The organism is Paenibacillus zeirhizosphaerae (assembly GCF_030705605.1).
In the GTDB taxonomy this organism is placed as follows: Bacteria; Bacillota; Bacilli; order Paenibacillales; family Paenibacillaceae; genus Paenibacillus; species Paenibacillus zeirhizosphaerae.
In genome coordinates, this window is the sequence record NZ_JAPCKK010000031.1 from 1 (window position 1) to 12,471 (window position 12,471).

At 49.3% G+C, this 12,471-nt stretch carries 10 protein-coding genes; all 10 read right to left on the bottom strand.

Annotation, left to right across the window (positions count from 1 at the left end; genetic code table 11):
* Positions 1–118 precede the first annotated feature (118 nt).
* The 10 genes from OIN60_RS19205 to OIN60_RS19250 all read right to left on the bottom strand — a co-directional run bounded on the left by OIN60_RS19205 (position 119) and on the right by OIN60_RS19250 (position 12,462).
* A complete protein-coding gene (locus OIN60_RS19205; protein ID WP_305756488.1) occupies positions 119–3,058 on the bottom strand; it encodes a DUF5704 domain-containing protein in 2,940 nt (979 codons plus the stop codon).
* A gap of 125 nt (positions 3,059–3,183) precedes the next feature.
* Positions 3,184–4,422, bottom strand: coding sequence for an S-layer homology domain-containing protein (locus OIN60_RS19210; protein ID WP_305756489.1), 1,239 nt, complete (start codon positions 4,420–4,422; stop codon positions 3,184–3,186).
* A 284-nt stretch (positions 4,423–4,706) separates the two neighbouring features.
* A complete protein-coding gene (locus tag OIN60_RS19215) occupies positions 4,707–5,219 on the bottom strand; it encodes an A24 family peptidase (protein ID WP_305756755.1) in 513 nt (170 codons plus the stop codon).
* Positions 5,219–6,190 (bottom strand): TadE/TadG family type IV pilus assembly protein, encoded by a 972-nt coding sequence (locus tag OIN60_RS19220; RefSeq protein WP_305756490.1) that lies wholly within the window; start codon positions 6,188–6,190, stop codon positions 5,219–5,221. The genes OIN60_RS19215 and OIN60_RS19220 overlap by 1 nt, the downstream gene beginning before the upstream one ends.
* Positions 6,191–6,229: 39 nt before the next feature.
* Positions 6,230–8,434: a hypothetical protein gene (locus tag OIN60_RS19225; RefSeq protein ID WP_305756491.1), complete on the bottom strand. Its 2,205-nt coding sequence runs from the start codon at positions 8,432–8,434 to the stop codon at positions 6,230–6,232.
* A 55-nt stretch (positions 8,435–8,489) separates the two neighbouring features.
* Complete coding sequence (locus OIN60_RS19230) at positions 8,490–9,161, bottom strand: TadE/TadG family type IV pilus assembly protein (RefSeq protein ID WP_305756492.1); 672 nt, start codon at positions 9,159–9,161, stop codon at positions 8,490–8,492.
* Positions 9,161–9,346 (bottom strand): Flp1 family type IVb pilin, encoded by a 186-nt coding sequence (locus OIN60_RS19235; protein ID WP_370872567.1) that lies wholly within the window; start codon positions 9,344–9,346, stop codon positions 9,161–9,163. Before OIN60_RS19235 ends, OIN60_RS19230 begins: the two co-directional genes overlap by 1 nt.
* A 19-nt stretch (positions 9,347–9,365) precedes the next feature.
* A complete protein-coding gene (locus tag OIN60_RS19240) occupies positions 9,366–10,244 on the bottom strand; it encodes a type II secretion system F family protein (protein WP_305756494.1) in 879 nt (292 codons plus the stop codon).
* Positions 10,245–10,253: 9 nt separating this feature from the next.
* Positions 10,254–11,213, bottom strand: coding sequence for a type II secretion system F family protein (locus OIN60_RS19245; protein WP_305756495.1), 960 nt, complete (start codon positions 11,211–11,213; stop codon positions 10,254–10,256).
* The gene (locus tag OIN60_RS19250; protein WP_305756496.1) at positions 11,191–12,462 is read right to left on the bottom strand and encodes a TadA family conjugal transfer-associated ATPase; all 1,272 of its coding nucleotides are present in this window, start codon (positions 12,460–12,462) and stop codon (positions 11,191–11,193) included. Before OIN60_RS19250 ends, OIN60_RS19245 begins: the two co-directional genes overlap by 23 nt.
* Positions 12,463–12,471: the final 9 nt, after the last annotated feature.

Genomic DNA, 12,471 nt, shown 5'->3' on the forward strand with positions numbered 1-12,471 from the left:
CAACCTTCAATTCAGACAGGAACTTCCCCTGTCAACTTGGATGTAAAGTTAGACATCGATTGTACTGATGTCCTCCGGCTTTGTCAGACGTTACCGCCTGGGTTGAGCCGGAAACAAGTCACACTTCTCCATACCATTTTTGCATAGATGCCACTGCTCTGCCTGGATCTACAGATTTAGGGACATTGGCCGTAGGCCCAATCAAAGTCCGTACCCGCTGTGCTAGATCCAGCAAACCGTATGAGCCGATAGTATTCTTCTTTCCTGCTTGTTTCATGAAATCGGTAAAGCCATACGTCGCCACGTATTTCGCTGTATTAGTCAGCTCCGTTGAAGGGACGTTCCGCATCCGGCTATTCAGGACCATGCTGCGGGTCACCGTATCCTGACTCGAACCGATCTTCACGAACTTTTGCCCCGTGGTCTGATTGTGATAGTACAGATCGACCTTTTGCCGTTTGGCTCCGTCTTTACTCACGAAATAGAATGTCGGTACAACCTTCACATGGTCCTTAGGACCGAACATATTGCCCTTTGTCTTAAAGTCGAATTTGAAATGATAGCCGGTCTTAATAGCCACATTTTTATAGCCTTCATTCGGATGGCTGCCAGGCAGAATCGGAAGAATGAAGGGCGGTGTATTCCCGCGGGCTGTGCCGTCAAGGGAATGGGGTCCGACCCAATAGGCTGCGCCGGTTGGCTCCGAGCTGCCCTTTTTCGTCCGGAAAACAGTCTCCCAGTCGTAGTCCACAATGTCTGTCACTTTGAAGTCATACAGGCGCCCGATCACTTCCACAGGAATCGTATTCACCGCGACGTGATTGACTAAATTCAGGTTGGCCATGCTCTCCCACGTGAAGCTTTCCGGTGCATTCTCGGCGATGGAGCGGAAGTGTACGGTGTACTTTCCTTCATTCACCCACACCGGCATCCTGAAGGTCGTCTCCAACTGTGTGATTGGAATATCGATCCAGGTATTGGCCGGAATGTATTTGCCCATATCCTCGTTGTAGACATCGAACTCGAACAATACCTGCTTGTACGCGGTATACTTGGCATAATCTCGGTTGCCATACCCTTTAATGTCCCGATGCGGGCCACTGGTCGGGATGGTGACGGTGAATGGCCTGTCCAGTACCAAAGCAGCGGTGCCTGCGGTCGGGTATACCTTCTGGTTATGCTCCTTGTCATTCGTGACGCTTGGGTACATAACCACCGGCGTATGGACCGTCACATTATTCAAATCATCGATCGGCTGCCGCATCTTTTCTGGATTGCCCAAGCTGCCGTCTAACGGTGAATATTCAATGGTGCCAGTGCTTTCGTTATCTGCCTTGTTGGTCTTGCTGACCGGAATAACGTTCTCCGGACGGTACAGGGCGTTTTCGTCAATACTGAGCGGCGTTTTGATGGCTCCAGGATCCTTGGTCTTGGTTTTTACCATGGAACCGTCCATCACAGTCTCTCCGTTAAAAATGAGCTTGTCGTTTCGCACATCAAGCTCCGGCGTCTCTTCCTCCGCATAGCTTTCAAGATCCTCATCCGGAACATCCGGCTCGCTGCTGCCGCCATCAATCGTCTCGCTTGGAGCGGAAGCCGATACCGGTGACGGCTCCAACAGATTTACCACTTCCGTTTCCACATCCATCGTCGGCACGTTGTAGGAGCTGCCTGGCTCGATGACGATGCCGTTGCCCTGGAAGGCATAATTATAGAGCTTGGCATTGTCGATTTTAAACACCTGCAGGCCAGGAATCGTCCAATAGGAATAATGCCGTATAATGTCATAGGATGGGGTCACGGTAACGCTGCGTGACTTGTTAACATCACGCGACTTCGTTTCGCCCTTGCTGTTTTCATAATCTTCTTTTTCCGTCCATTTCAGTTTGTAAGTCTTGCTCACCGGAACCGTAAACGTACACGTGCCGGTGAACTTCTCGAATTTGTTGTTATACAGATATTCCTTCGCCAAGACGTTTCCGTATAAGCTTTCCGAAGTTGGGATGCCTTTGGACACTTCAAACTTTTCAGATCCCCGCGTGTCCGCCTTGATCTTTCCAACCGCACTGCTGTTCAACAGGCTGCCGGTCTTGACTCCTGCCGATTGTGGAGGGGTGCAAACCACGGCTGGTTCTTCTGGCTCCTCCGGAAGTGGGACGCCGCCTACTGCTACGGCAACGGTATCCGTAAGCCAATACGTTTCGTTTTTCCATTGCACGGTGATCTTGGCGATCCCAGGGTTTACCGCTTTGACAAGACCCGTCTCCGGATTTACGGATGCTACTCCATTGTTATCCGAAGACCATTCAGTTTGTCCTGGGCGTTGAGTAACGTCTACCAAGTCCCCATAAGCCGTCTCCCCCGGAGCTTGGGTAGCTACTTCTCCTTTGAATTGCGCTTCCTGTCCGACCTCCATTTGTTGCACGCCCGTTGCAAGTATTTTCTTTTTTTCAACAATCGTACCGCGCCATTCTAAATTTAATGGAGTAAGATACATCGCCGTCTTTTTGGGATATCCATTAGGGCGAGTAGATAACTTACCGTTAACTTCTTGCTGATCGTTATACTCTTCTCTATATAGTCCAGTGCCACTTTCTCCAGGGGTCACTTCACCTGTTTCTGAAGTAATGGAAATAAAATATAAATCCTTAACTTCAAGTTCAGTGATATCTGAATTTCTCCCTTGATAGGTAGGAATAGTCTCTGTTTTAGCAATATGGGCATTAGTCACAAGTTTCGAATGCCTCGTGTTATCACTGGCGTCTTTATATCCATCAGGTTTATAAGCATCCTTATTCATATCGATTTTGTCAGAAACTTCACCTACTCCTGGCCAAGGATGCTGATCAGACCCAACATTAGGTACTTCTTTTTTGCCATTGGGAGCTCGATAGGAAGTGGCCGTCCACTTCCCATCATCCCTTTGAACCCAGTAAACTCCAGGGTTTGCATCCTTGTATCCTCTCACAGGGATCACATACTTCTGCTCTTGTACAGGCCCTTCTGGTGTAACATATGGGGTCTTGAGTTCTAATTGATCCTCAATATTCCCACTCACTGCTGTTACCTGCCCAGCAGCCTTTACTTGCAGATTCCCATAAAAAAGGAAAGGGAGCAAACCGAGAAGAAGAAGGGATACCTTCATAATTTTTTCCAAGCATCATCCCATCCTCTCAGTGTTTGTTACTTCAATACTATAAGTGTAGATTTACCGTTTATTGTAATTTGTTCAGATGCTTTACCACTACTAGCAATTGATGTATACATCCAAAACTTTCTTTTTACGCCTTCCTTAAAAAATCCAGAGGAAAGATAATTGGCATGAGGTAAATTTGTAATTCCGTATGTTTTGACTGTACCCGTCTCAAAGTTTGAACCACTCAAAAAACGGTTCCCTGTTGCATTTGCAAAAGCAAGGTTCGACAGATTATCTCCATTAGGGATAAGTGTTGTTTCTGTAAACACATGGTAAGCGTCCCCATTAATCGGCCAATCAAAATCTTTATCTATAAACATTTTTCCGTAGAGATTTGTCGGCTTCTTATCACTTCCAGACTTGATCACAATTATGCGATGAATAGTCTGTGTCCCTAGATTATTACGAAGCTTGAATTCTCTATCTCTAATTTGGCTAAAGTCTGCCGGCTTTCCGGTAGCTCCATCGGTTCCAAACTTATACGGTGTCAGCGAGGTCATGTTTGTCCCAGTCAGCCCTACCTCTCTCATCTCATTCAAATCCCGAAAATCCGTAGCCTTTTTTTTCTGTACAGATTCATATCGACTCAAAATAGCAGCCACCTCAGCACGGGTTGTCGTCTTGGCCGGGCCGAACGCTCCATCCTCATAACCCGTCATCAATCCCGTTCCCAAAGCGACTGACACAAACGGATAATCCGCCTTGTTCAGCCCACCCTTGTAATACTCAGCGACGGGAACCAGTGTATCCCCCGTATCAGACAAAGCAGTCTGAAAATCCTCTTGTGCCGTAGCCAGACCGGACGCCATCCACTTTGCCATTTCGCGGCGGGTCAAAGATGTCGAAGCCTTAAATCCATTAGTATAGTCACTTGGAGCAATGAACCCCATCCCGATCGCTTTGGTGACTTCCTCCTCACTCCAGTTGCCTGTCAAATCTGCAAAATTTCCTTTACCTTCGACAACTTCATTGCTAGAAACGCGAGACAAAATGGCAGCAAATTCTGCTCGTGTGACCGGAGCACTAGGGCGGAACGTTCCATCTGCATACCCTTTCAAATATCCGTTGTTAACCGCATCATCAATGGAAGCCTTTGCCCAATGGCTTGCCGGTACATCCTTGAACGCCGCAGCAGCAGAAACTTCTGAGCCTCCTCCCGGACCCCAAACCGCAGCCACAGCGAGCATACCCGTAAACACCGAAACTATCACTTTTTTCATCACCATTTTTTAACCCCCCAAATATTCTCTCTTCTCCTTTAGTTTAACCTCACCTTCCCATTCCTCCAAAAAATTACACTATTATTTGTCAGATTATTTTGAGAATATAGAATTTATACATTTTCAGCGGAGTTGAACCATTCTATAATCCGGGAAATAACCGGAAAAAGCACCTTTTTCTCACTTATGGATTTTCCAATGATTTCACCTGGATAATTGTCAGTAGCGCGGTATCTCATGTATCCCCGTTCGGACTCAGAACACCGCCCTACTCCGATCCTCAATAAATGTTAAATGCTTAAGTAAACGTAAGCGCTGATCACTCCGGGAATAACCGCCACCATAAAAGGAAAGCGCATCTGCGATTCCCGGCCCGCCAGTAACGAACTCCCGCTACGAAATAAAAGAAATCCCCCAATGCTGAACAGCATCCTGCGCAAACGGAGAAGAGCTTCGCGCTTCCATAGCACGATCATGAGGCCGATCAAACCAGCGAACAAAACGGAATACACGGCGGACTGAAGTACAAAAACCGAGCCCAACCAGGCGCCAATTCCTGCAAACAGCTTCACATCGCCTGCACCTACCGCCCCCATCCAGTACATAACAAGCAGTAAACCAAATCCCGTTCCAAGGCCTGCGCAGGCAAATAGCAGTCCTTCCCAACCGCCGCTGACCCCATGAACCGCCAAGCCGCTAAGGACAGCCGGCAGAGTGAGTTTGTTTGGAATTTTCATAGACCGCAAATCTGTAACAAGCGCTGCCGCCAGAAATACGGCACAGCCGATATACATAATCCCCATCATACACCCTCCCTGGCCGTATTTTTTTCTACAACTTCGAACTGCACCTCAATGTGCTGTCCACTCTCTGTTTCAATGACAAACGTCCAAATACCCGGTGTTGTATTGGTACCCACAAACCAATTCCATTCAACCATTCCCTGGGCGTCGGCTTGTGTCCATCCGATATGCTTGGCTGTACTGGAGCCTGATTTGTAGATAATCGACAAATTTGCAGACTCACCCGGAGCAATCTGAGCCTTAATGGTGTTGTAAATCCCTTTGATCGCAGGCTCGGGCTTGGAAATAATCTGTATGCCGTCGCTCGCAGCCCCCGGATCCGTACTGCTTCCGTCACCAGCTCCCTCACCCGTATCCCCGATCCACAATCTTTCTTCTGCCGCTGCCTGCAATACCGTGTCCCTATAGATGAACGGAACCTTCATCGGCAGCACATAAGACAGCTCAATTTTGAAGTATGGGCCGCCACCGTCTTCAAAGCCAGGGACAACGACACCTGTAATATGTATCCGTTCATAGTCCAAAATAGTGTCTTCGATAAAAGGCTTCAGCAGAGGCTTCATAACCGGGTCCATAACTGCTTCGCTGACCTCACCCCGAAGCTGTTCCAAGGGTTTCTTCCCTGCGACAATGGCTTCCTCAACCCAGGTTGCCGCAGGCTCTGGCAGTGTACTGCCAAACTCTGCGGCAAGCTCCTCGATCGTCAGACTTGGCACGATCTCCACCTGACCGATCGTGCCCGCTGCACCTTCAGCAGCCCCAATCGCAAGTGATACCGGGTATATACTGGATGCCACCTGTTTGGCCATTTCAGAAGCCGCATTTTGCAGAGCTGTCGATATCAGCGTCATCTGTACCATGTAAATAAAAAATAGGATAAAGAACAAAAATACAGGCAGCACCAGTGACGCTTCCAGAACGATGCTCCCATGTTCCTGCCCTGCCCTGCAACCGCGCATCCTGCTTCTCAAACGTTATACCGCCCCCCCTCTCATGCCATTCGCAATGGTTTAATAAGAAAAGACCGCTTGTTTGGTAACATAAAAAACACCCTTCTCGATCTCTTCTCCCTTGCCAGAAGCCGTACCCAGCATTTTCATCACACCGGGTAAAAACCACAGACGTATGCCGCTGCGTACTTCTCCGGAAGCGTAAGTGTCCCTTTCCGCCGGATTAACTCCCGTGTTGAAGCGAATGAGCGCCAGCATGCGGGACATTTTACGTTCGTTATTGCTGTGCAGCATCAGGAACAGCCGCAAATGGTCCTTATAGGTCATGTTGAAATTTATGTACTCCGACAACGGTACAAATCCTTTCTGCGCAAGTGCAATCATATCCGCGATCGCTTTTTCCACACCGTATACTACAGCTGCCGCCAGCACCAGCAGCGGGTTTCCTTTGGAACTGTTTTTGACCAGCCCCTCCATCGTCCGGATGGCAAGCCTCATACTGAATATTTCCCCGTATGCCGCGGCAAGATTGCCTGCAGGATTATGAAAACCGTATAAAATGTACTCAACCTCCTGTCCATTCACCTGTAACTGATCCCCCAATACTTCAGCCGCGTTGCCCGCCGTTTTGTTGGGACCAATCAAGCTTCCGAAACGGCTGAAATCAACGTGCTCAAATCGGGAAAGCGCATATTCGTTTTGAAAAAATTCATCACCCAGCTTGCTCATCATACCCGCCGCCGAACCATACATTCCGTCCATTCCGTCCATGGCGCCGCCGACAGCATCGTAAGAATCGTAGGATATCCCCGGAGTTGTCCCCGTTTCGGCGGATGCTTCATTAAATTGTAGGTTTTCGAGATAATATTGTTCGAGTTCGTTAAATTCCTCGCTTCCCTGTGCCAGACTGGATAGCATGTCAACAATTTGGTAAGCCTCTTTCAGTTTGTCTTGCGACCGCTTCTCCAACGCCTTGCGTTCTGCATCGGACCCTCGCCTGCTCTGCAGCAGGTTTGCCGTCTGCGTTAGCTTGTTATTGTCCCCCTGGCGAACATATGCCTTCAAATAAACGTCCAGCGCATTCCGTGCGCGGATGACCTGATTCTTCAAGGTGTCCGACTCCGCTGTTCTGTCCGAAATACTTGACAACCCCGAAGTCAAAACCCTAACCTGGCTGTTCACCGCATGGATCGCCTGCTCCTGCCCTCGTATACCAGATCTCAACGCATTAAATACAGAATCAGGTGTAAGCAGATCCTCGGCCTGCTGTCTGGCACTTGCAATGGTACCGTCGGCAGACGCAGCGCTTCCGCCGGATGTCTGCGCGCGCGCCACCTCGTCATATGCGGCATTGGCGGCACGCTCTTTGTATTCAGCGATAACCTGTTTCATTTCAGCGTTGATCTTCTCCGCTTCATTCAGCATCGTTTCTGCCTCCTGCAGCAGACTGCTTTGCTTCTGTAAAATCTTGTCCATCTCTTTCGTAATGTTGGTTCTCAGCTTGCTGACCTTCGTGCGGTAAGCCTGCAGATCTCGCTCCTTTCTGGCGCTTGGGTTATCTTCATTCTCCTCATACAGTTCCAAATAAGGGTTGTATTGCGCAGCAGCTTCTTCGGCGGTTTCAGGCTTATCGACATACCGTGCATCGTCAATATCATTGTAGCCGTTATCCATAATCAGCTTGCGCAGATTACCTGCGCTTTCACCCGCTTCCTTCTGCTTCTGCAGCATACTGTCGAGCTTCGCTTCCCGCTTTTCATACAGCTTCTGCAGTCTCTTCAGCAGATCAACGGTATGGGCCGCCTCCTTCATGTTCTGAGAAATCGGCTTCAGCTTCTCCAGAATTTCAAAGGTAAAATCCACGGGCGCTTTATATTTCATTTCCTCGCGCACCTGATTATTAAAAATTTCATAGGTGCCCAGCTTGCGTTCCATACTGAGGGAACTGCTGTCCAAGCGACTGTACATTAAAGGAAGAGCCCCTTCCCGTGGGGTTCTTTTGGCGCTGTCGTTCAGCACCTTCGCCATGATCCGGTCACCCGTCCCCTCTCCATAAGCAAACAGGCCATATCTACGCTGAAGCGCCGGATCATAAGCAGACATCACCGATCTGAGCGCAGCGTGAACGACCTTCTCAGTCTGTACATGAAGCGCCGCAACGCGTGCATAATCAATGAAAATGGCGACAAATGCAAATATAAAGGCCAGAACCATGATCAAAAAGACGGTAACTGCTCCTTCTTCATCCTTTCCTTTACGAAACATGCCTCAGCTCCTTTCAGCAATACTGATCCATATAGAATAGAATACACAGGATGGTCTACATGCCTGATTGCCCATACTGCTGCAGGACGTTTCCGGCTGCTGCCGGCGTCACCCGTGCTCCCCCGCCTCTGCCCGAAAATTTCGCGCCATAATAACCCAGCAGATCGACTGTCCGGATAAACTCAACCGGATCGACAATGCTTGTCCAAATTGATGATTTCATTTCAGGCTTAGTCATTATTGAATTCAACAATGGAATTTTCGCCATATTCTCCAGCTCCGTCGTAATTGTACGTTTGATCAAGCTATTACGATAGCTCATCTCTCCATTAAGCTCTGACGGGAGGCCTTCAGCGGCCTGCTGCATTTTTTGCACCGTTAGCGGACCGTCCTCACCAGCAGCACCCGATATGGAAATCTTCACCTCATTTTCAGCGCCTGCCCAGCCAAACAGTGCCCCAAGAGCAGCATCGTCTTTCAACCTCCAATACAAGGAATCCCGCTCACCTTGTGCGAACGCGCCGTTTACCGGATGTTTGTGGCTGTTGTCCCAGTTGTATGCGGAACGTTCCGACGCAGTGGAGGCCAACTGGACAAGGATTGTTTTTTGGTACAGATAAATACAGAAAAAAAGAAGCACAAAGATAAGCAGCAAAATAACCGGCATGACCAGGGAAGCTTCAAGCGAGAAGCTTCCCTCCTCTTCTTTTTGCAGAGGCTCGATCATTAGGAATCCATAAAATCGTTACTTTTTTGATCCGCTTTGTCCAAGAGGCCAGAGATAATCTTTGTAATCTGCTCTCTGAAGATAATCGCCACTGCAATGAGAATGGCAATAATCAAAATCATCTCCAAGGTCCCCAAACCGTCTTCTTCTTCCCATAATTGCTTCAATCCGTGATTAACGTTCATTATCACCTTGTTTTCCCCCTCACATATTCATCATCATAAATGCTGGAGCACCAACCAGCACAATAACAGTCAGCAAAATAACCGCCATCGGAAAAACCAGCTTGGACGAGGCCTGCTCGCCAAGCGTCCGGCTAATTGCCGTCCTCTTGTTCCACAGTGATTGCGAAAGCTCGCCCAATGCCATTACAAAATCACTCCCGCCCCGCCGCATGTTGAGCAGTACGGCGGTTGTAAACACGCTCACTTCCTGAATCCCGCACCGGCGGCTCAACTGCTCAAAGGCTTGTTGGAAGGAATACCCGCTCTCCCATTCTGCAATCGTCTGCGTCAATTCTCGATACAACGGGTGTTCCAACTGATCCTTTTTCCGTTCCGTACAATGGATGATGGCCCGCTGTACCGTCTCTCCGGCTCCCACAAGCAGCATAATTTTACCCAGCAGCTCGGGCAGCTCCATAATAATTTGCTGATCCCGCTTACTGACCTTCGCATGAAGGTCCTTGACCAGCGCGGCGGGTACGAGAATGCCAAGCCCCAATCCAAGCATCAGTCCCGACGCGTCTCCTCCCATGGCCAGCGTTAACAGACAGCCTCCCCCCAGCAGCAGAAAAAAGTACCCCGCCATTTCGGCGAGAAATAGCATTGTCTTCTCCTGGCTGCTGCGCATTCCGTACAGCTTTTGCACAGACCTCTGCAGCCTAAACATAAGCAAGGGGAACTTTTGAAAGATACGGAATTTATACAGAATATACAGAAAGGGAGCGGCCATTTTTTGCAAACGTAGTCCTTCAACCCGCACCGTTTTAAAATCTTCATACTGCTTGCCGTGCCGCCGGTACAAAAGCAGCCAGCCGCCGGTTTGCAAAGCCAGTATGAAACAACTGATAAGCAACACCATTGGCTCCCCCTACACGTTAATTTTCATGATTTTGTTGATCCATAAGAGACAGCAACCCAGCAGCAGCAGACACACTGTTGAAATCATTCTTCCGGTGCCAGTATAAAGCGGAGTCATATAATCCGCCGCCGAGATATTCATGAACAGCACGAATAAAAAGGGGGCAGCAAACATGACACGTGCCTCAAAACGCTTTTGCGCGATCATAACACTGATTTCCTGCTGGATATCCATTTTCTCACCGATTACGGCCGAGGATCTCCGCACCACTTCGATGAGGTCTCCTCCGGTACGCTTACAGGTTGCAAATACGTCGGAAAAATTAATAATATCCTCCATATCCGCACGCCGGGCAAAATCCTGCAGCGCCTCCTCTACCGGCTGGCCGTACTCCATCTTGGCACTGATCATACTGAACTCACGAATCAGATCATGATCTCCGTCAGGGCTAAGCAGCTTCATGTCCGCTACCGCTTCGCGAAACCCGTTCTCTACGGATTTCCCTGCAGCCAGAGACGAGGAAAGAGAATAAAGCGCCTGCTTAAACTGCATGCTTAGAGCAGCCCTCCGCCGCCTGAGCAGGAACCTGCTGTAATACCGGGGAACCAGCAATCCGGTAAGCGATACAAAGCTTGCAACGATCCAATGATGATAAAAAAGAAAGCCAACACTGTAAAAGACCAGCCCGCTAAGCACGATGCAGATTAGTTTTTGACCTGTCGGCAAGCGGTAAACGTTATAGCCCTGTACCTGTCCCCCGGTTGCCTTCTCCTGAGTAGGGGAATCTGCTGCCGATCCTCGTTTTGCCGGGCGAATGGATATTCGCTGCCGAGTACGAGAATGCGCACGCTTTTCACCCTTGTTATGAGCTGTTCTTCCTGGTGATCTTGACCTTATCTCTGTCCTCGAAACGATGTGCGGATGCTCTTCCGGACGAAATTCCATGTTATTCTTCTGGTCTCTGTTCATTGTTTTCACCTCCTTCACCCCACGTAAACAGTTCTTGCCGAATACCGGCCATCCGCAGTTTGTCCCTGTGATACAGACCTGATCCGGCCCGCTCCAGACTCCCCTCAATCCGGCCCTCCTTTTCGGCATATTCTTTAAATCGAAATAATGGATTAAGCACGACTTCTCCGTCCTGGTATCCGATAACCTCACTAATCTCTAGAACACGCCGTGATCGGTCACGCAGCCTGGACAAGTGGACAAAAATATCTATGGCCGAACTGATCTGCTGCCGCACAACACCCAGAGGAAGCTCCGCACCGCTGAGCACCATCGTTTCCAGCCTGCTAACCATGTCGGCAATGCTGTTAGCGTGCCCTGTTGATAACGAGCCCTCGTGTCCTGTATTCATAGCCTGCAGCATATCAAGGGCCTCGCTGCCCCTTACCTCGCCGACGATAATCCTGTTCGGTCTCATCCGCAGTGCGGACCGGATCAGATCACGTATCGATACTTCACCCTTTCCCTCTGTGTTCCGATTTCTCGTCTCCAGCGAAACCAGATTGGGAACGGTCGTAATTTGCAATTCTGCCGAATCCTCAATCGTGATCACACGCTCTGATGTCGGAATGAATTGGGAAAGAGCATTCAGGAAGGTCGTCTTGCCTGATCCTGTACCGCCGCTTATAAAAATGTTGTATTTGCTCCGCACAAGCTGCTGCAGCAGCTCGCCTGCCTCTGCACTCAAAGCATCCTTTCGAATCAGATCCTCCATCGCCATCGGTGCTGCCGGGAATTTTCGGATCGTCATGGTAGGACCTTTAAGCGCAATCGGCGGCAGTACAATGTTTACCCTGGAACCATCCTTCAAGCGTGCATCCACGATAGGGGAGGATTCGTTAACAATCCGGTTCACGCCAGCGACGATCATCTGGATAATATCCTCCAGCCGCTCACGGGACTCAAAGGCGGTCGGCAGGCGTACGACATCCCCCTCTCGTTCTACAAATAGTTCAGTGTGGCTGTTAATCATGATTTCACTAATGTCCGGGTCGTCCACAAGCGGCTGCAGAACATCCAGTCCCCGGAATGAGTCAAAGATGCGGCGGACAAGTGTATACCTTTCCCGCGAGGTCAATTCGTCAAGCCTTGCATCAAACAGCACCCTGTTCTCGATTTGCCGAATCAACTCCTCATCGGTAACAGATGAAGTAAGGTCCAATCCCGCTCGGATCTTCTGTCGCAGCTCCTGAAATAATCCGTTGTCCATTCAGTCCTC